Here is a 19,548-nt window from a genome sequence, read left to right as displayed (position 1 = left end):
GCCGACCATCGCGGTTCTCCGCAATAAGAGCTGCGGTTCTCCGCAGGTCGATTCTGCGGAGAACCTCGTGGTTCGCCACACCATCCCGGAATAGCGTCGTGACCATGCTCCTGAACGCGATCCTGTCCACCGCCCTCGCCATCAGTCCCGGCCTCGCACCGTCCACACCGGACACACCGGCGTCGGAGTTGCACGACCAACTGATCGGTCTGGTGAACGACCAGTTCATCACGGCCGGGCTGATCCACGTTCACGACGGAGAGGCCGAGTGGTCGGAGGCCGTAGGCGTCAGAGACCTGACCACGAGGAAACCTGCCGACCCGAACGGACACTTCCGGATCGGCAGCGTCACCAAGACCTTCGTGGCCACAGTGTTGCTGCAGCTGGTCGACGAGGGGCGACTGGCCCTGGACGACCCGATCGATCGTCACCTACCGGATGTCGTACCCGACGGCGGGCGCATCACCGTCCGACAGCTCCTGCAGCACACCAGCCTCCTGCACGACTACATGAGCGAACCCGGCTACTCCACCAATCGTTGGCGCGGCGACGCACGCTTCGACGACTACACCCCGAGCGAGCTGATCGATGTCGCGTTCACTGCCGACGCGGACGACGCCCCGGGCGAGCTGTGGCGCTACTCGAACACCAACTACATCGTGGCCGGACTGCTCATCGAGAAGCTGACCGGCCGACCGTACGGCGAGGAGGTGAAGCGACGGATTCTCCGCCCACTCGACCTCGATCACACGAGCGTCCCAGGCCATCGCGCGTCCCTACCCGCACCACACGCCCACGGCTACGAACCACTGCCCACGAGTCCACCGACGATCGTGGACGCCACGAAGATGGACCCGTCCCTGGACTGGGCGGCGGGCGAGATGGTCTCCACTACCGAGGACCTGACAACGTTCGTCACGGCCCTGCTCAAGGGCCGTTTGACGAGCCAGACAAGCCTGTCCGAGATGCGACGCACGACACCGGCCGATCCTCTGTTCCGCTACGGCCTGGGGCTACAGGAGTTCACTCTCCCCTGCGCCGACGGGCCCAAGCCGGTCTGGGGACACACCGGCCAGCTGATCGGCTACCTGACCTTCGCGCTGACCGACGGTGAGGGCAAGTCCCTGGTTCTGTCACTGAACCCGTACCAACAGGACCCACCTGCCCCGGCGATCGTGTCCATAGGGGTGACGGCCTTCTGCCGTTAGTCGTCAGTTCAGAATGGGCTGGTGTGTCGGCTTTGCCTGTGACGCGGGATGTTCTGAGATCACGTCGTGCGTGAGGTCCTGACCGACGAGCTGTCGGCACGACTGGAACGGTTGATCCCGGCGCACCCGAGGCGCTTCCGCTACCCCGGCCGCAAGCGAGCCGACGACCGGGCCGCGCTCGAAGGCAATCTGTACGTGGCGCGCACCGGTATCGGCTGGATCGGCTGCCCACCAACCTGTTCGGCCGCCACCTGCTGGCGCCGGTCGACCGAGTGGTACGAGGCCGGCGTCTGGCAACAACTGCACGAGCGACTGCTCGCCGAACTGCGCAGGGCCGGGCTGCTCGACCTGCGCGGCCCTGATCGGCTCCACCCACCTACGTGCCCTCAAAGGTGGATCACACCGGCCCTGCCGCGACACCCAGTGGTGGCCGACTCCATCTACGGCGATGCGGCCGCGTCCCGGCAAGGGCTGACCGACCGGGAGCCTGACCTACGCGATGCGGTCTCGGCGTTCACCAGCGTCCGGCCGGACCAGGCGGTCTCGGGTATCGCCGAGGTGGTCGGCGCCGGCCGTCCACCGACGAAAGGGACCTACCCGGATCGCCGAACTGCCCAGCGCTGGCCTGCTCGGCCTGTCCGTAGCCCTGGCCGACTCCACTCACCCCGGTTGACCGGCGCCAACGGGGGTCCAACCGCCGCCTGATCGCCGACACCCCCGGGCATCCCGCTCGCCGTCACCCTGACCGGCGGCCATCGCAACGACGTCACTCAGCTGATCGACGCCGTCCCGCCGGTCTACGGCGTCGTCGGCAAACCACACCGTCGACCCCCGCCAGCTGGTCCGAGCGCTCAGCATCCCCGGTCATCGCCCAAACGTCGTGTCGAGCATAGGTCCGGCCTCGCTCGGTCCGTCGGCCGCTCAAACGGACCAGCGGCGCCACCTTGATCACCAGGAGGTAATAGCTGTACTCTTCGAATAAGCCTTACAGGAGGGCGTGTGGACATACCCCTGATCGACTACCCAACCGGTGCCACCGTGGCGACGGACCTGGTCAACACCTCCCCGACGGTACGGACCGACGGAGACGGCCTGCCCACCCCCGAGTCGCTCACGGAGTTCCTGGCCGAGCACGGCCTGCGACTCGACGCCGTCACGGACCTGGCGCCGACCGCCGAAGATCTGTTCCAGGTCCACCTGCTCCGCCGCGAGGTGCGCGGGATCCTGGAGACCGAGACGGAGGACCAGGCCATCGCGGGTGCGCACGTGCTGACCCGCCGTGCCGCGCTCGCCCCGGCGCTGCGCCGCGACGTCGAGGACCGGTGGCAGTGGCACGTCCCCACCGCTCCTGGCGCGCCGCTGGCCGACGAGCTGGCCGCGCTCGTGGGCGTCGGCCTGCTCGGCGTGGTCCGGGTGCTCGGCCACGGCCGCTTCCGGGCGTGCGAGGCGTCGGGCTGCCGCGGCGTGTTCGCGGACACGAGCCGGGCCGGACGTCGGCGCTACTGCATGCCGGAACGGTGTGGCAACCGCGTCAATGTTGCCAACCACCGTGCTCGCCAGCAGGTGAGGAGCGTAGTCCGATGAGCGATGCACCCCTGGCCGGCGGCATCCAGCTGCCGGACGGCTCCTGGGTCCGCGGGCGGGGCCTACGCCACCCGCTCCCGGCGGGGCCCGCCCCGGACTTCGGCCTGTACCTGGGCTCCCATCGACTCCGCCGCAAGCACGACGCCACCCTGGGCTGGCCGCACACCTGGCTGGAGTGGCCGGACTTCCGTCTACCCCGCGACCACGACGCCGCCGTCCGGGAAATCCGAGCATTGCACGACCGCGCACGCGCCGGCGAGGCCGTCGAAGTCGCCTGCGGAGGCGGCATCGGCCGAACCGGCACCGTCCTCGCCTGCCTCGCGGTTCTGGCCGGAGTCGACCCGCCGCAGGCCGTCGCCTGGTCTCGCCAGCACCACAATCCCCGAGCGGTCGAGACCCCCTGGCAACGACGATGGATACTTCGGTTCCCATCTGAATAACGCCATGCGCCCAGCGGAACACCGGCTGACCGAGACAGTCTCCCTCCTCGACGCGGAAGGGATTGGCCGCCAGCAACGCCGCTTTCTCTGTCGTGGTTCAGGTGGACTGGTAGGTGGCCAGTACCTGCTCCAGGCGCGGGTTATGGTCGGTGGCCCTGCGCTGGGGTCGCGGGCCCGGCTCCGGCGCCCGGCTGTCGAACCCTTCGTCGATCCGTGCCACCACGTCAGCCGGCGCGGCGACGACGTCCACACCGAGCCCGTAACGCGCCTCCGTCCAGCCATGTGGGGGCCCGAGAGAGTGCGCGGCCATGATCGTCCAGCCGAGTTCCTCGTCCCATTCCAGCGTGACTTCGGCGGCGTACTTCCAGCCGTCCCAGGGCTGGAGGGTGTAAAGGAACATCGCCGCCGAGCGCTTCGCCGGGTCACCGGCCGACTGGTTCCGACACATGCCGACCTCCATGCCGCTTGCCTTCAGGGCGGCGGCGACCGCTCGCACGTAACCCATGTGTTGGACGCCGGAGGAGGCCACCGGTGCATCCTCCCAACGCGGCTCCGACGCCGCAACGGTCCCGATGCCTAACCCACGGATCCGTTGCGGCGGCCAGGTGAAGTGGTGCGTCACCAGTACCCGCACGAGCCGCGGGATGTGGACCGTGCCCTGCCATGCGATCGCGGACCGAGCTCCAGCTCGCCGCAGGTTCGTGCTCGCCCGTCATAGGGATCAGCGGATGGCTAACCCGCTCGGAGAAGAGGTAGCCCGATTTGGTCTCCCACCGCTCGAGGTATGGCAGCCGATGATCCCGCGCGTGTTCAACGCAATATCCGGAAGTCGCCTCTGGTAACAGGGAACTCCTGCTCTCGCGACATGTGACACGTCGTCACCTGCTCTCGCGAAGCGACGCTGAGGGTGTCCTGCCCGCCGTTGTCGCGCACGGTCAAGGCGATCGAATCGCCCGGGGCCGCCGGTGCGAAGTCCTGAGCGTCGCTCACGACGGCCGTCACGACAGCCCGCGAGCCTACGGATCGAACGCAGTCGACCCTGGCAACCATCCAGCCGACGAGCTCGTCGTTGTGGTGCGACATCCATAGCACGCCCTCACCCGAGCGGCCATCTCCCCGCGCGTGAACCGAGAACTCGAATACCGAGTACGGGTCGTGAATCTCTTTCTCGGCGCTGCCCAGCACCGCGACACTCGGTGCGGCCTCGACGTCGGCGGTCGCCGCGCCGGTTGTGGTCAGCATCGCCAACGCCGCGGTCAGGGTACCGAGCACTGTTCTACACGTCTTGTTCATGGCCCAAGGATCTCCACGCTCGGCTGCGGGATCCTCCCCTGCCAGAGGGAGATCACTCATCCTTGGGGAGGACAGCTCACATGCGGGACATCCGTCTCCATACGTCGGTTTGATCGGCACATCAGGCGGGCTGTGCTTCTGGATGACCGAGTCGCCTCGGGGGTCGTGTCGCACTCAAGGCGCTACTCCGCGAAGCCGAGGTCGGGACGCTCGGCTGCACGCCGCCGGGACAGCATCTCTGCTCAGGTCAACACGCTGCTCCGGGCACTCAAATGAGACCCAGGCGGACGACGGTCGAATCGGTTGTCGCGCTCCAACCGCCGTCTTCGCTGGTCAGGCTATGCGGAGGCGGAGGGATTTGAACCCCCGGACCCGTGAAGGTCTCCTGTTTTCAAGATCTACGCAACCACGTTCAGAGAAATCCATCGACCTACATAGACCAGGTCAGACCGCTTCTCATCGGCTCTGCGAACCGCGGCGAGCCGAGGTGAATGAGACCCGAAAAGAGACCCTCGCCGCAACGCGTCAACGGCTGCCACAGCGGTGACGCCGAGCAACGCGCTCTACCTGTCGACAGCACTACTCCTGTCACTCAAAGTGACCATCAAGGATGCCAAGGACCAGGAGGCTCGTGCCTTCTCTACATGGTTTCACTTCTAGTGGCCTGTGTGGATGTGGGCAGCCCATTGCGTCGGTTGGTTCGGGTGAGTGTTGCGATGGAGTCGGGTGGCCTGATGCAGGGCCTCAGCGGCGTGGTCGGGCTCAAGCGCGCTGGCGTTGGTGTTCGTGAGGTGGGTGTAGACGTGGTTGGTGATGGCGGCCGCAGCGGTGTCATTAATGGGCCAGATGGTGCCTATGACAGAGCGGTAACCGGCGAGTTGGAAGGCGGCGGTGAGGTGGGTGGCTTCGTCAGTGTGTTGGGGGTTGGTGTCGGTAGTGCTACACGCAGAGAGGTAGGCGAGCTTGGCCTGGGTGAGACGGAGCTTGGCTACGTCGGCGACAGTGAAGGGACGGGTGTGGTGGTCATGAAGGATGAGCCTGCTGGTGGCTGGGTCGGTCCAGTCAGCGAGACCGTGACAGGCAAAGTGTGCGATCGCGTGGTCAGGTAGGGCAGCGAGTACTGCCTCGTGAGTGGCGACCTGACCAAGCGGAGAAAGGGTGGTGGCGCCGGGGATGAGTTGGGAAAGACGACTGGCCTCGGCAGCGGCCCCGGGAAGACGGTTAACGCCGGGAGCATCGGGTACAACGACGATCAAGGCGCGGTTAGCACTAGCAGGTGGACGGCGCGCGAGGGTGTGGAGGAGCGCGCGGGTAGTGGGTATGTACGAGGAGATCACTCGGTCTATCACGGTGCTAGCTGTGGGAACGATGCGGCCGGTGTTGATGTCGTCTCGGCCAGGGTGGTATCCGGCTGCGTGCAGCGGGAAAAAGGTGGCCACGTCCACGGGGCACCAGTAGATCCGGGGCCACTGACGTCCTTCTAGCGGCGTGGCGCAGTAGCCAAGGTGATCAAGGACTGGCTGGGTGATGACGTCCCACAGCCAGCCGAACACCTTGAGAATCTGTGCTTGGGCCGCGATCTGATTGCTTGCAGGGCTGTCACGATCAGTGGCCGTGTGGTGAGCGTGGCGCAGCAGGTGAGTGCAGTCGCCGGCAGACAGTTGGGTGAGGCCCGGGAGCGGGATGGGGTGCGTGGGCTGGTTGGGATCATTCCTTAGGATGATGGCGTGGCTACCGTGAGCGTGGATGACGATGTATACGATCGGGCCGTGGGCCGCAGCGTGCTGAAGCTGTTGAATGGGGGGCGGTAGCAGGAATCCAGACAGGGCGGGGACGCTCCGAATTCGGCCGAGAAGCCGCTCCCAGTCGCCGAGAATGCGTTCTCGCGTCTGCACCTGCTGCTGATAGTCCTCTTCCGTCGTGGTGGTGGCGAGCGTCGGGGTGTCGCTGTGGTCGAGCTCGTCGATGGCGTCACGGAGAACCGCAAATTCCGCAGCTAGGTCGGGTGCATACCGCTGGAGTGAGCTGACGTCTCCTCGTGTGTCGAGTGTGTCCGCGATCAGCAATCCGCGCGCTTGTTCCAGCAATTCCACAGCGCGATCGCTGCGTCCAGCAGCCAGGGCGGCGGTGGCCACTGTGGATGCCAACCCCGTAAGGCTGGTGATCCTATGCCGACGGTCTGACCGGCGCAGCCGTCGCGGCGCCACCAGCCCGAGCAGTCGCACCGCGAGCTCCGCCATCTCCAACGCGTGATCGAGATTGCCAGCAAGCAAGTCCGCATCGACAGCTCGCCGCGCAGCCATTACACGCACGTCCACCGCTCCAGACGTCTCCTGCGCGGCATTCGTGAACCACCCTCGAGCCTCGTTGAGTACGGCCAGCTCTCCGGTGCGCTCGAACTGCCTCAACAGCGTGACGCCGAGGCTCAACAAATAACTGCCGCGGTTGGGGTGATTGTTTGGGGTGGTAGTCACCGCCTGATGTCTGGCCCGGATGGCCTCGCGGAGGAGCGTGACGTCTCCGGAACGCTCGAATCGGGTTAACAGGACGCCGCCGAGATTCGACAGGTAGTCGCCGCGGTGAGGGTCGTTGCCGCTGACAGCGTCCACAGCCTCGCGGGCGACATCAATGGCTTCGGAGAGGGCGTTGACGTCCCCCGTGCGTTCGAACTGCTTGTTCAGAACACCGCTGAGATTGGACAAGTAGGCGCTGCGGTTGGGGTGGTTTCTCGGGACTGCGGCCACCGCCTGCCGGAGGAACAGGACGGCTTCAGCGAGACCAGAGAGGTTTCCGCCTCGTTCGAATCGCCTATATAGAGCGGTTCCGAGATTCGACAGCCACCTGGACCGGTCGGGGTAGTTGTCCGGGGCGGCCGCCACCGCTCGTCGGCCGACATCGATCGCCTCGTTAAGGACCGCCAGCTCCCCGCTGCGCTCATACAACCTGTGGAGTGCACCGCTGAGGTTGGATAGGAGAGTGGCACGGTCGGGATAATTGTCCGGGGCGCCCGCCATCGCCTGTCGGGCAACGTCAATGGCTTCAGAGAGAACGGCCAAATCAACGGTGGACTCGAACTGGCTCCGCAGGGCATTACCGAGGTTGGACAGGTAACCGACGCGGTTGGAGTGGCTGTCGGGTGCGACGGCCACCGCCTGCCGGTGGGCATGGATGACCTCATCTAGAACCGCCCGCTGACCAGTGTGCTCATACAACCTGTGCAGAGCACTACCCAGGTTGGACAGATAGTCGCCACGGTTGGGGTCGTTGTCGTGGGTGGCGATCACCGCCTGCCGGTGGGCGTGAATGGCCTCACCGAGAATCGCCAGGCCCCCCGTGTGTTCGAACTTCCTCTTCAGGATGAGTCCGAGGTTGGAAAGATACAGGCTACGGTTGGGATCGTTTTCGACGCTAGCAGCTACGGCCTGCCGGGCCACATCGACGGCCTCGTCAAGGGCCGATAGTTCTCCAGTGCCCTCGAACCTGGTCAACAGGACATTGCCGAGGTTGGACAGGGCACCGCTGCGGCTGGGGTAGCCGACGGAGCTGGCGTCGGCAATCTGGCGGAAGTAGGCCACTGCCTGATCAAGAGTTTTCAGGTCACGCGTGTACTCGTAGGCGCGTGCCAACTCCACGGCGCGGCTGATCTGCTCGTCGAGGGCGCTTCGGGAGTAATGGGAAAGAAGCTCAGGCGGCACAGCCTTCGGGTTGACTGCGGCGATGGGTGCCAGCAGACTGACGGCGAGCCGAAGGTCGGTCTGATCCTCCCCGACGGGAAGGGCGAGATAGCGCAGCCAGTGCCACCACCCCAGTACATGACGAGCTTCCAGATCCTCATGAATACTTGATACTGCGATATCAACGACTGTGGCGGCTAGGGTTGTCAATTCCGGAGTCAGCACTGCGGTGGGATCAACTCCCGATACGACCCGGTTGAGCTCGTTCCTCAGTGCGTTGATCGCCGCGTCACGATCGAGGTGTCCCTTCCGATCCCCGGCCACGCCTGCCCCTTCCCGAACGGAGTCACTCTTACACGACACGTCGGCCAGACCGCTCGATCGGTTACGGTGAGCCGCCGACAACCGATACCCGTGGAGACCGGGCCGTCGAACACGCGCTGGCAGCGCCCGTAGTTGGAGACAAGGGGCAGCACCCATGGGGACGGAACGCATCTCGCAACTCTGTGAGAGGCTGGCACGGGATGCCACCCTGCAGGACGTTCTAACGCAAGGCGGTGTCAACGTCGAAGAGTGGGACGCTCTGTACGAGGCAGTCCTGGCAGGCGCAGATCCGCAGGCCTTGACAGGCCTGCTGGACCGGATTGATCTGATCGCCGATCACCTCGGCCTGGACCCGGTCACCAGTGGGAGTCGGGAGTACCGACCCCTGCCGACCGGCCTGCCCGGCTATCGGTCGGTAGAAGCGTGGAGATGCCCCCACCAGCGGGCCTGCGGCCGCAGTCAGGTCGGCGGGTCGACGGCGCCGACCTGTGGACTGACCGGAGATGCGCTGGAACAGATACGGGTGGTCAGCGGATGAGCGGGTTCTTGGATGAACTCGGCAAGAAAGCCGCCGAGCGCTGGCTCGCGCTCCTCGTCCTACCCGGTTTGCTGTGGACGGCCACATTGCTGGCGGCCATCCACCTCAACCACGCCGCTCCCACCAGCGTTCAGCCGCTGATCGAGGCAATCAGTGCCCGGACCTCAACACCCTTCACCACGCCCGTGATCATCGCACTGCTGGTCGGGTTCCTCCTATCCAGCATCGGCGCTGGCATAGTCGCCGCTGGAATTGGAGTCTTCATCCGCCGCGTCTGGACTCTACCTGGCCGACGCCGACCTGCCCGATGGCTCATCACCTGGCGACGCCACCGCTGGAACATACGCAACCAGCAAGCCGACCAACTCGTCCTCAACGCGATCACAACGTCCGCTGGTGCCCATCCAACTGGATCCGACAAGCAACCAGTCGTTACCGCCAGCCCTGCTCTCGCGGAGACGTTGGCCCTTCGCGATGCCATCAGTCTCGAACCTCCCAGTCGGCCCACGTGGATCGGCGATCGGTGGCAGTCCACCACCAAGCGCATCTACCGCGCTCACGGCCTGGATCTCACGGTCGCCTGGCCCCGACTCTGGACTGTGCTTCCCGACAACCTCCGCACCGACATCACTACTACTCAAACGGCCTACGTCACCAGCAGTACTCTCACCAGTTGGGCCTTCCTCTACCTCCTGCCGGCCCTGCACTGGTGGCCCGTCGTCCTAATCTCCCTTGCCACTGCGGCTACCAGTCTGGTTCGAGTCCGCACTGCCACCAACACTCTCTGCCTCCTCATCGAGACAGCCGCTGACTTCCACACCCACACCCTCGCCGAGAAACTCAACCCGCCCGACCCCGAAGTTGGCTACACAATCAACTCTCACCTCCACAAGCAGGCGCTGCGAGCTCCAGGAACCAACGTCAACCATTGAAGTTGCCCGTAACGGCATAGGCGCATGTCAGGAGTGACAACAAACAAGGACCACCGATCAAACGGTCATTGCGCGTGGCCAGACTAAACACACCAAGGACGATCGACCGGAAGGTGGTTGCTCCTCTTCCTCCTCGCCTTCGCTTTCTGACCAGCAAGGCGAAACCGCAGGCTTGCCTTGTTATCCGTCGTCGCCCTCTTCGTCTACCTCCAGGATATGCGACCGCCGGTTCTGTAGCTCGTCGACAGCATCAGAATCCGCCTGCGGAGCGCGTCCCGAAGGGCAGCTTGTGCCCACCATCCTCATCGGAGGCGTCGCTCCAGCAGTGAAACCACCCGGTCACTTGCAGAATGCGGGCTTACCGACGTTTCAACTGGCGCAGTTGGTTCAGTTTCGGGTGCACGTGCTGTAATGACGCGGAACAAATCCGGCGGCACGCGGCACTGTGCGACCAGGTGCACCTCGTCAATACCTTCTTGTGACAGCAGCTCCACGGCCCTCGGCAGCAGGGACGGCTGTTCGATCGCGCTAACCAGCCCTGGTTCGTTACGGCGCCAACCACGAGCAGAAATTGTCGTCATGGCGTTGCGGTACGACACGTCACTTAGTCGCCCTAGCCACCGGGCGCGGTACAGCAGAGCCTGGATGCTGACGCCCCATTGCTCTTTGAGCCGGGCTAGCGTTCGCCACACGTTGCCGCCCATGGTGACCGGCAAGAGGTCACGGACCTGGTCGGCGGGCATCAACAGCTCAGCAGCAAAGCGATGCGCCTGGTCCTCCACGATGCGTCCCCCCGGCTCGGCGTCGGCATGCATTACCAGATGTCCCAGCTCATGCGCCACATCGAACCGCTGACGGTAGTAGTCCCGCTTGATCGGATTGAGAATCACGACGGGCCGCAGTTTGCTGTCGAATGAGTAGGCGTCGACCGAGGCTGTCTGAGGTGGGCTGAACACCACGAGCGTGCCGTGGTTCTCCAGCAGTCGGACAAGATGCCCGGCGGGGCCGGCTTCCATGCCCCACTCCCTGCGGACGAGCCGCGCGGCGCGCTCGGGGCCATCCCCGTTCTGATCATCCGCAAATACCGACAGACTAGGTATGCCCGGATCTGGAAATTCGACGTGTCGCTCCAGGCTAGTGGCGATGTCCACGGCGAGTTGCCCATAGGCGTACGCCTGGTCGCGGGCCAGCTGGCTGGTGGAACGCAAAGAGCGAAAGTGCGGGGTGGTGCTCAGGGCAGCCACATCCTCCGGGCGTACAGCGAAGAACCCTGGATCGACCGACAAGGCCAACGCCAGCTGCGCCACTGTGACGGCTGTAGGTCGCTTTGCACCGGACTCCCACGCCGCGACGGCTGTCGCACTCTTGTCCACCAGCGCGGCGAGATCGCTCTTGCGGAGACCCGCCAGATGTCTGGCTAGTGTCAGGCGGGCTCCGTCGAAGAAGGGGACGACTTCCATCGCCCGATCTGCACTGGGCCTGCGAGAGCTCACTGTTCACCACGGGCGTGATCATCGCGCCGCTCTTCTGCGGGTCGACGCAGGCGAACAGGTGCGTCCAGCACCGTATTGGGTCCGGTCGGCAGCGGAGTGCTGTCCCTACGGCGTCCACCGCCAGCCGGCGGAGTGCCCAGGAGGTTCTGCCTCCAATGCCACGCCTGGCCGCCGCCGGTGTTCAGCCGGGGACGACCGAAGATCAGCTCGATCTGCTGACTGAGCGGGTCGAGGCTGTGGGCGACCACATAGGTCGTGAGGTCGGGGTCCTGCTCAGCTGTCGCCATGGCCTCCAATCCGCCGATCTCTTCGAACGCGAGGTCTTCAAAGAGCGAGGGCTGCGACGGTTCCGGGTTGCGCTGGCGGGCGACGCGCTGCTTCGTCGGGCTCTTCTGTGGCCAGGGCATCTGGTCCACCTGGCCGAAGGCACTCGACGCGAGCAGGAACCGACGTTCGCTGTGCGCCCAGCCAGGACTGCCGTTGAGGTTGACTCGCCGTACAAGTCCTGCATCCAGCCGCGGCATGGTATCGATGTCCCGCTTGGACAGCTGGTCGTACAGCAGATCAAGATCGGCATCGTCATTGCCAGAGCGCACCGCGTAGCGCTCGCACGCGAAGACGCGGTCAAGACGGTCGCGGAACAGCGTGTATCGCGTGTTTCCTAGCCAGGCGGCGTCGTGGCCGTCGGCCTCCGAGTAGGTCTCCAGCGACCGGGTGGTGGCTGACAGGTATGCCCAGCGCACGCCAGCCAAGACCTCAGCATCGCCGAGCTCCCCGATAACATCTTGCTGTTCGCTCACGGCGCTGAAGGTACACCACTACCAGTATTTGACGTGCCAGACTCAACCCTTACGGCGTGTCGGGACCTTCAAACGCACCGTCAGGGCGAGTGAAGAGCGCCAGGATGCGCACCCCAGGACCAGACTGCTGTGCGGATGAGTCGGGCCTTGCTGCACCGGATAGGACACTTGGTCTGGTTCCGAGAGCTAGCGCCAGGAGGCTGGTGGTTCCGGCCGGTCGCTGAGCACGTGGCCCACTACCTCAACCACATATGTCCGAGACCAGGTTCCGACTCTCCACCGTCGGTCGGTTCTACTCCGGTGAGTGCTCCTCCAGTACCAACTGCGTGATCTCGGGGAACGACGGTCAGCTTCCCGCCTCGCCCGCGTTCTGGTCGGCGGACGGGAGGTGGACCATCTTTCCGCAGTGTTCCGGGGGAACTCGGCCGCGGTCGCCCCATTCACCCACGCAGACGCGGGCTGCTGCCAGGTCCTGGTGCTCCACCTTGCCGACGACCATGGCTTTGGGGCGTTTGCGGCCGTTGCAGGTGTGACCCTTGGTGTTGTACCAGTCGGTGCGTGAACCACTCGGTGCGGTCAGCTGCAAGATCGCGGAGTTGCCGTCCGGCGCGTTGTCGTAGACGAGGAACAGGTTGTTCTTCCGGTAGTACTCCGCGAACGCGACGTCGCCCTCGGCCTCGATGACCAGATCCGGCTCGTTGGTAGTCACTGTCGGGCACGCGACCACGGGGCCACCGTCCGACAGCTGCCCTGAACTGGTCGGAACCTTGCCTTGAGTGTAGTAAACGGGTGGATCGTCGATGCTCAGCAGCAACGTCAGCACCATGACCGCGACCACCGCGACGGCCAGGTCCGCAGTGACCCATGCCGCGGCGGGGACGTGTGTTCGTCGAGGTGGCCTGCGCTCTGGGTAGGGAGATTGAGGCACGTCCTGCTCTTCGTACAACGGTGACTCCTGCTCTTGCGCGGGGTCCGCTGTCCTGCCATGACTGGCCACGTCGTCCTGGGTCGTCGCGTCTTCCTCTGCTTTGGCGGCGCGCAGCCGTGACAGCCAATCGTTCTTCTCCGTGGTAGACAGGGTGATCGGCGCCCGGTCGCCGAGGGGATTCCCGGCCCGCTTCAGCGCCAGCAGTCGAAGCACTGTGATCACGGCAATAAACTGCTCTTCGTCGCGGGGTACCCGTCGTCGGAGTTCTCCTGTCCGCCGGTCTTTCTCCCCGATCCACCCGCGGATCGTGGATGCCGGGACTTCCACCCTGAGATGCGTTAACCCTGCTTTGTGAATCGTCGGCGCCTTGGGGTTGTCCGCCTGGCCACGCAACGTGTCAACAACTCGCCACAGTTCTCTGATCGCAGATGGCACGGCGACCATCTTGACTCACGGTGTGCACGAGCCGTTGTACTACCGCCCTGGTCGGCGAGGCGAGCATGGCGACTCGTCGCGACTCGCTCGGTTATTGCTGGCCAGGAGGCACATGCTGGGGTTCCGGATGAAGCGCCCTCGCGCCGCTCGTCTCGAGGAATGACTAGACGAACCGGAAGGAACTAGGATGAACCGTCCCCGTTGGGGCCGCCGCGTCGCAGGTGTCGTCGTGGTAGGCGCGTCCGTTGTCGGCGTCTCTGTCCTGGACGCAACCCCGGCCAGTGCGAGGCCGTCGATCGACAACTGCATGACGAGGAGCCAGCCGATCGGCTACGCCCTGTCCCAGCCGGACCATAACGTAGTCGGGATTAAGCCCTACTACATCACGGTGGAGTCCATACTCCACCGGTGTGGTGGCTGGGTCGCGGCCAAGCACATCGTCCACCTCGACGGCAGGTGGCTCGACCTCGGAACAGACATCCACCTCCGGATCAGCACCAAGCGAAGTGACGGGCGCTGGGTCGGTGCCGACCGGACCATCACGGCAGCCAAGAACTACAGCGACGAGACGTATTACCAGATGCGGGGTGTCGGTGACGGCCGCAGCATCACCGATGTGCACGTCAAGCACTTCGCTGAGCCGGGCCAGACCTCGGTCTTCCCGGCCTCCAAGGCCAAGGCTGGGTACGGCCCGTGGAACGGCTCCGAAGCCAGCCCGCAGAACTGACACGAAGCAGCGGTGGCGAGCACGCTCGCCACCGCTGCTCGTGGTCAGGGCCAGGTGATTGAATGAGACCCAGACGGACGGCGGCCGGATCGCTCCTCGCGGTCTGGCCGCCGTTTCCGCTGGTCAAGATATATGGAGGCGGAGGGATTGACTCCGGACCCGTCAAGGTCTCCAGTTATCAAGATCTGCGAAACACTCTTCGGCACTCTCGCATGGAGGTGTTCCGCAGGTCGGCGGTTTACGGCTAGCTCCACGAACGCCTCCGAACGAATGAGACCCACCCACGAAGCGCTGCGCCCGCTGGCACGCAGGCAGTGGTCGCGGCGTAGCAGCGGTGGACGCAAAGGGGCTCGAGATTCTTCCGGAGTGACGGCATGTACCAGCTGAGCTCCGATAAAGAGACGTGAATCCTTGACAACCATCGGCAGGGTGGTGGGCGGTGGGTATCACCCACCGTACATTCCTGGGACCAGCGGTTCAGCAGGTCGCCCGCCTTGGTCGCCGATGCGCGCTGTCCGGCTCGGCGGAGCAGTTCCGCGAGTCGACCGCCGTGCTGGCCGGTGACCTGTGCCTCGTGTATGGCGGAGCATGCGACGGCCGCGACGCACCTGCCCCAAGCAACTGTCGGCGGGCCACCGCGTCACGGGCTGTCTGTCACAGTCTCTCCGATGCAGCGCGGGCGCACGGTCAGGGGACCTGGGCCGGCGGAAGCCCGCACCACATAGTCGCCGGACAACCGGCGATCAACCCCCACCAAGCAGGGAGGCCCGACTCGATGACGACGCGTGAAACAGGAGTCGCGCGCCTCACTCCATCTGCGATCGTCCGCGCACGATCGGGCACGACTCGTCACACCCAATCACATGGCGCTAGAGGTTGGATGAGGCTCGTGCGAGTCTGGCACGTCGACGTCGGGCCGCATGTCGTACATCGGCGCCCCGGCTGGCTAGTATGAGAATGGGAGTTCGTCAAAGGAGTCAGGTTGCCTGAGAGTCGCCACAAGTACCTGTACGAGCGTCTTGGAGATCACGACTTTCAATTGCTAGTTAACGCCCTGTTGACCGCTCGCTTCACAGACTTCGTGCCGCTGCCCTTGCGGCAGGCTGACGGTGGTCGAGATGGTCTGCGAAGGTCGTCTGGGAAGACGCTTGTTTACCAGGTTAAGTGGTCGGCCAACGGGAGGCACAGGGACCCGGTTGGCTGGCTGGATGCAACGGTGCGGGGCGAAGAAGACAATCTTCGCCGACTGGCTACCGAGGGGGTGAAGCGGTACGTATTAGTAACGAACGTGCCCAGTACGGGGAGGGCAAGAACTGGCACTTTCGACCAACTCAACAAGAAGCTCGACACGCACTCAAAGGCCTTCGGGTTCGACGAGATGACGTGCTTGTGGCGTGAAGCGGTCGATGGAATGGTCGACGGTGCTGGCGTCGAGATCAAGTGGCAGTACGCTGACATGCTCGCTGGCTGGGATCTTGTCCGTTACCTCATCAGCGAAGAGGCTGCAGGCCGTAGGGACCGCGGATTGCGGGCTCTGGTGCGGAAAGTCGCGGCGACGCAATGGGACGATGACGAGCGCGTCAAGTTCAGTCAGGTGGACATCGACCGCGAGAAGGTCGTGGATCTGTTCATCGACGTAAGCGCAGATCGGTTCCCCACTACAAGTTCTATGCGTGGCGACAGCACGCTGCCGATATCGCCACCAGTGCCCGCGGGCGGTGCTGCCGCGCACTTGCTGCATAACGCCGGCACCTGCACGTTAGTGCGGGGCACTCCGGGGCAGGGCAAGTCGACACTGTCCCAGTACGTCTCGCAGGTGCACCGTTCTGCCTTCATCCCGTCAAGACAGCGGCCACCGGAGTTGCCCGTCGTTGATCTTCCTTTGTTCCCGTTGCGATTCGACCTCAGCGACTACGCACGATGGCTTTCGGGCGTCGATGTGTGGGATAAAGACGCAGAGACCTCGAGGAGGGCACGCAAGCGATCAGCGAATCAGTCAACAATCGAGTGCTTCCTCGCTGAGTTGATGACACATGCCAGCGGTGGCAGCCCAGTGACGGCCAAGGACGTTCAAGACATCTTCGAGCGAGTCCCGAGTATCGTTGTTCTCGACGGCCTTGACGAGGTTGGGCGCCCGAGAACCCGCGAGAAGATCGTGGACGCCATCGAGCAGTTCTGCCGTCGCGGCAAGGCTTATTCGACCGCGCCGAAGATCATAGTCACGACGCGCCCCAGTACTAACGCGCTTCCGGAACCATCAATCGACCAATTCGATCTGCTTATTCTGAATCCGCTTGACGTCAAGCAGCGCGACGAGTACCTGCGGAAGTGGTGCGGAGTGCGCGGAATCCGTGGAAGTGAGGGTCGGGCACTACGGAAGAACTTCAAAGTCAAGAGCGCTGAGCCTTACATCGGGGACCTAGCAGGGAATCCGATGCAGCTGACGATCCTACTCGACCTTCTCCACAAACACGGGGAAGCGACCCCGACGCAGCGAACTGAACTGTACGACTCGTACGTCGACCTGCTCCTAGCTCGCGAGGCCAACAAACATCCCGAGTCCGTCAGCAAGCATCAGAAGCAGCTACGCGAGATCATCCCATTTCTCGGCTGGTATCTGCAGTCTCAAAGCGAAGCGGACAGTCTGAGCGCGCGCATGTCCATCGCGGACCTCAAGGCTGCGATCCGCCACTTCCTGTACACCTACGGCAAGCCTCAATCGGTCGTGGACGAACTGTTTGAAGCGACGAGTGATCGGCTGTGGGCCCTGACAAGCAAGCAGCAGGGAACCTTTGAGTTCGAGGTGCTGTCCTTGCGAGAGTACTTTGCAGCCCGCTTCCTTTACCGGTACGCGGGAGAGGACATCAGGAGATTTGACCGGAACACGGTCTTCCGGGAGCTGTTGCGGCGGCCATACTGGCTCAACACCGCGCGGTTCTACGGCGGCAACGCGGAGGGCGGAGACGTCTACGTCCTCGCCGACGGCATCCGAGACGAGATCAGCGAGAACAACAACCCGCCGTCGGTGGTGGCGGCATGGACGTTGCTGACCGACGGTGTGTTCGCAAGCAGGCCCCGACAGGCTCGAGATGTGCTGAACACTCTGTGCACCGACCGCAACATCGAAGTGCTTCTCGAAGCTCTACGAAAGAAAGAGATTATCTCCCTCCCCGAGATTCCGCAGCTCCCGCCCACCGACGGCGGAGACCCCACGTGGACGCGACTGACAGAACAACTCGCCACTGATCCCAGTGCTCCTGAAACTCCATGTCGTGTGCAGACTCTCCGCGAACTACTCGATCAGCGAGCCGAGTTCACCAGGTGGTGGGCTAAACACATGCGAGCCGCCATCAACACCCCTCACGAAGATGCGTGGTTGGAGATGGCGGCCCGATGCGAGGGCGCCGCTGGCGCCGCAATAGACCTCCGCGACATTGACCTATCCCGCCCGCTCACCGCCCAGTTCGTTCTCGACACCGGCCTCGTACCACCCCCGGGTAGCAAGTTCGAAGCTGACCTTGTCCAAGCAGTGCTTGATGGTCTTTGTCCGAACGTCAGTTCAGTGCGATCGCTACCAGCGCAGATTGCGGTCGCTTTCGGAACAGAAGGGTTCTTCACCGCCTCGTCAACCGGGTTCGCTGAAAGCAGCGCCGGTGCTCGACGTCGGCGACAAGAAGCCATCACCTCTCTGCGTAAGGCAGGCTCACCATTCGCTGCTGCCGCCGCGCTGCGCCGGTTCAAGGCTGGCGAGAAGGGCAGCACGTTCCCCTGGTCGAACACAGCAGCGGCGCTGTTTGAGCAGGCCGGCCCTTGCTGGCTGGCCTCCCATATCGCAATCATCGGCGCTGCATCACCCCATAAACTTGGTGTCACCCGAGGGCCAACGATGACACCGTTCGGGCGCGACAGTCACCCGTCGGTACTCCTTGCTGAGACCCGCGCTCACGCCTCTGACCAGCAGTGGTGGCTTGACCAGCTCCAACGCCTGAACAACGAGGGCGATGTGGCCACCGAAACAACCGTGAACGGCAATCTCGCTCATGCCGAATGGGCGCTCGCGCTGTGGTGCGTCGCGTCAGCGGCTGTGACCACTGCGCTGTTTACAGAATGGCAGTCCGTGTATACCCAGCTACCTGAGGTCCGACGCCTTGGAGTTACCGATGTTGCGCTGCGTATGAGCGGCCATGGCTGGCTCAAGCCGCTAACCGGCGCAACGGATCCGGCTACCGACGTCATCCGTATACTCACCAAAGCGCGCGAACCTCAAACCCCTTCAACGTCTCCAAGCACGTACACTCGGAAGCCGCAACACCCCGCGTCGCCGCCGCTCCTTTCCGTTGCGCGCGCCCAGAACTGGCTCAAGGTGGATACCGTCGGCGCCTATCGGTAACTGCGGGCCCGCCGGCCTGGCAACTGCTGGGCCGCACCCCTGCATCATGGTGCGGCATGCGCGGGTGCGCCCAGTCACGACAAGCACGACTCACGTGCGGCGTGGCTGCAGCGCGGTCGTCCCACCAGTGCCCCTACTTACATCGACCCACACTCGAAAGCTAGAACGTATCTCAGTAACGTGCTCTACGTGATGAGCGACATTCAACAGCTACAGGCGCGGCTGCGCCGTTTCGCCGACGAACGTGACTGGGGACAATTTCACACGCCTAAGAACCTCGTCCTTGCCCTGATAGGTGAGGTTGGCGAACTCGCAGCGGAGGTGCAGTGGCTCACCGACGGCGAGGTCCAACGGAGGCTGGCTGCCCCGGCGCTGCGGGAGCGTGTCGCTGACGAGATAGCCGGCGTCTTCATCTATCTTGTACGGTTCGCAGACATTACAGGGATCGATCTGCTGTCGACGGCATACAGCAAAATTGAGCGAAACGAAAGTCGCTACCCGGTTGACCTCGCTCGCGGACAAAGCACCAAGCACACACAACTGGGTAAATCTATCGGAACAGAACATCACGAGTAGGGGTCTCACGTGACACAGGTGGTCATCCAGCCGTCGTATGGAAATAGAGAAGCATGGCGACACTGGGAAGATACACTCAACCAAGAGGTACCCTACGCTATTCCACGACGACTCGAGACGTTGACGATGGACCAGCTATCCGCATTGGACGCGCTGCATCCGACCCGAGCTGCACGATTCTGGGGAGCCACGTCTAACCACGATCG

The 19,548-nt window shown here is 64.1% G+C and carries 15 protein-coding genes; 9 read left to right on the top strand and 6 right to left on the bottom strand.

Annotated features, from left to right (window positions below; all coding sequences use genetic code 11):
• Positions 1-104: 104 nt before the first annotated feature.
• From BU204_RS11695 to BU204_RS11675, 4 genes are all read left to right on the top strand, one after another.
• A complete protein-coding gene (locus BU204_RS11695; RefSeq protein ID WP_075125655.1) occupies positions 105-1,208 on the top strand; it encodes a serine hydrolase domain-containing protein in 1,104 nt (367 codons plus the stop codon).
• A 66-nt stretch (positions 1,209-1,274) separates the two neighbouring features.
• Positions 1,275-1,913 carry a transposase gene (locus BU204_RS11690; protein ID WP_075125652.1) on the top strand — a complete coding sequence of 213 codons (639 nt, stop codon included), beginning with the start codon at positions 1,275-1,277 and terminating at the stop codon, positions 1,911-1,913.
• Positions 1,914-2,207: 294 nt separating this feature from the next.
• A complete protein-coding gene (locus BU204_RS11680) occupies positions 2,208-2,792 on the top strand; it encodes a CGNR zinc finger domain-containing protein (protein ID WP_075125651.1) in 585 nt (194 codons plus the stop codon).
• A complete protein-coding gene (locus BU204_RS11675) occupies positions 2,789-3,232 on the top strand; it encodes a protein-tyrosine phosphatase family protein (protein WP_075125650.1) in 444 nt (147 codons plus the stop codon). Before BU204_RS11680 ends, BU204_RS11675 begins: the two co-directional genes overlap by 4 nt.
• A 97-nt stretch (positions 3,233-3,329) precedes the next feature.
• On the opposite strand, the gene BU204_RS11670 is transcribed toward BU204_RS11675, so the two are convergent.
• The 3 genes from BU204_RS11670 to BU204_RS11660 form a co-directional block, all read right to left on the bottom strand.
• Positions 3,330-3,761 (bottom strand): DUF6292 family protein, encoded by a 432-nt coding sequence (locus BU204_RS11670; protein WP_075125649.1) that lies wholly within the window; start codon positions 3,759-3,761, stop codon positions 3,330-3,332.
• Positions 3,762-4,042: 281 nt separating this feature from the next.
• Entirely contained in the window at positions 4,043-4,525 is a 483-nt protein-coding gene (locus BU204_RS11665; RefSeq protein ID WP_143229458.1) for a hypothetical protein, read from the bottom strand.
• Between the two features lie 656 nt (positions 4,526-5,181).
• A complete protein-coding gene (locus BU204_RS11660) occupies positions 5,182-8,523 on the bottom strand; it encodes a CHAT domain-containing protein (protein ID WP_158073444.1) in 3,342 nt (1,113 codons plus the stop codon).
• 154 nt (positions 8,524-8,677) lie between these two features.
• Between BU204_RS11660 and BU204_RS39065 the strand changes: the two genes are divergently transcribed.
• Positions 8,678-9,061: a hypothetical protein gene (locus BU204_RS39065; protein WP_143229457.1), complete on the top strand. Its 384-nt coding sequence runs from the start codon at positions 8,678-8,680 to the stop codon at positions 9,059-9,061.
• Entirely contained in the window at positions 9,058-9,993 is a 936-nt protein-coding gene (locus BU204_RS11655) for a hypothetical protein (RefSeq protein WP_075125646.1), read from the top strand. Before BU204_RS39065 ends, BU204_RS11655 begins: the two co-directional genes overlap by 4 nt.
• Before the next feature lie 302 nt (positions 9,994-10,295).
• On the opposite strand, the gene BU204_RS11650 is transcribed toward BU204_RS11655, so the two are convergent.
• From BU204_RS11650 to BU204_RS39060, 3 genes are all read right to left on the bottom strand, one after another.
• The gene (locus BU204_RS11650; RefSeq protein WP_075125645.1) at positions 10,296-11,453 is read right to left on the bottom strand and encodes a helix-turn-helix domain-containing protein; all 1,158 of its coding nucleotides are present in this window, start codon (positions 11,451-11,453) and stop codon (positions 10,296-10,298) included.
• Between the two features lie 29 nt (positions 11,454-11,482).
• Positions 11,483-12,286, bottom strand: coding sequence for a hypothetical protein (locus BU204_RS11645; protein WP_075125644.1), 804 nt, complete (start codon positions 12,284-12,286; stop codon positions 11,483-11,485).
• 346 nt (positions 12,287-12,632) lie between these two features.
• Entirely contained in the window at positions 12,633-13,658 is a 1,026-nt protein-coding gene (locus BU204_RS39060; RefSeq protein WP_143229455.1) for a hypothetical protein, read from the bottom strand.
• A gap of 178 nt (positions 13,659-13,836) precedes the next feature.
• On the opposite strand from BU204_RS39060, the gene BU204_RS11630 reads away from it, so the two are divergent.
• The 3 genes from BU204_RS11630 (at position 13,837) to BU204_RS11620 (ending at position 19,342) form a co-directional block, all read left to right on the top strand.
• Positions 13,837-14,376, top strand: coding sequence for a hypothetical protein (locus tag BU204_RS11630; protein ID WP_143229454.1), 540 nt, complete (start codon positions 13,837-13,839; stop codon positions 14,374-14,376).
• 982 nt (positions 14,377-15,358) lie between these two features.
• Positions 15,359-18,766 carry an NACHT domain-containing protein gene (locus BU204_RS11625; protein ID WP_075125640.1) on the top strand — a complete coding sequence of 1,136 codons (3,408 nt, stop codon included), beginning with the start codon at positions 15,359-15,361 and terminating at the stop codon, positions 18,764-18,766.
• Between the two features lie 180 nt (positions 18,767-18,946).
• Positions 18,947-19,342 (top strand): nucleotide pyrophosphohydrolase, encoded by a 396-nt coding sequence (locus tag BU204_RS11620; protein WP_332888572.1) that lies wholly within the window; start codon positions 18,947-18,949, stop codon positions 19,340-19,342.
• Positions 19,343-19,548 lie beyond the last annotated feature (206 nt).

Origin of the sequence: Actinophytocola xanthii (genome assembly GCF_001921205.1) — a bacterium.
GTDB classification, from domain to species: domain Bacteria; phylum Actinomycetota; class Actinomycetes; order Mycobacteriales; family Pseudonocardiaceae; genus Actinophytocola; species Actinophytocola xanthii.
This window is presented reverse-complemented; position numbering and strand designations above follow the sequence as displayed.

Bases quoted from the DNA above. Each gene is read 5' to 3' on its own strand.
- BU204_RS11695 (WP_075125655.1), top strand. From the start codon at position 105: ATGCTCCTGAACGCGATCCTGTCCACCGCCCTCGCCATCAGTCCCGGC.
- BU204_RS11675 (WP_075125650.1), top strand. From the start codon at position 2,789: ATGAGCGATGCACCCCTGGCCGGCGGCATCCAGCTGCCGGACGGCTCC.
- BU204_RS11665 (WP_143229458.1), bottom strand. From the start codon at position 4,525: ATGAACAAGACGTGTAGAACAGTGCTCGGTACCCTGACCGCGGCGTTG.
- BU204_RS39065 (WP_143229457.1), top strand. From the start codon at position 8,678: ATGGGGACGGAACGCATCTCGCAACTCTGTGAGAGGCTGGCACGGGAT.
- BU204_RS11655 (WP_075125646.1), top strand. From the start codon at position 9,058: ATGAGCGGGTTCTTGGATGAACTCGGCAAGAAAGCCGCCGAGCGCTGG.
- BU204_RS11650 (WP_075125645.1), bottom strand. From the start codon at position 11,453: ATGGAAGTCGTCCCCTTCTTCGACGGAGCCCGCCTGACACTAGCCAGA.
- BU204_RS39060 (WP_143229455.1), bottom strand. From the start codon at position 13,658: ATGGTCGCCGTGCCATCTGCGATCAGAGAACTGTGGCGAGTTGTTGAC.
- BU204_RS11630 (WP_143229454.1), top strand. From the start codon at position 13,837: ATGAACCGTCCCCGTTGGGGCCGCCGCGTCGCAGGTGTCGTCGTGGTA.